This is a genomic window from Bradyrhizobium sp. Kon58 (assembly GCF_055807455.1).
In genome coordinates this window covers 1-288 of the sequence record NZ_JBVVOT010000362.1, presented here as the reverse complement: position 1 = coordinate 288, position 288 = coordinate 1, and the positions used below count along the sequence as shown (strand labels likewise).

Here is a 288-nt window from a genome sequence, read left to right as displayed (position 1 = left end):
CAGACCAGGAGCAAGGTCGTTTCTGGGTCCAGGGCTTGGGGCACAGCAGCCACCTCGAAGGGCTGGAGGGCAGCCAGAATATGAAACAAGGCCTGCGCGGCTTACTGATCGGCGTCGACTGGTCGCTGGACTCGGCCTGGCGGATGGGTGTGGTAGGCGGCCGCTCTTCAAGCACTCAGAACGCGAGACGCTTTCAGGCCACGGTGGACAGCTGGCATCTGGGCGGCTATGCAGTGCGCCAGGATGGCCCGCTGGCCTTGCGGCTGGGCGTGATCCACAGTCGTCATG

General features: G+C 64.6%; 1 protein-coding gene. It reads left to right on the top strand.

Annotated elements, in window-relative coordinates; all coding sequences use genetic code 11:
* A partial coding sequence (locus tag AC0L20_RS40785; protein ID WP_473295789.1) for an autotransporter domain-containing protein occupies nucleotides 1–288 on the top strand: 288 nt, incomplete at both ends.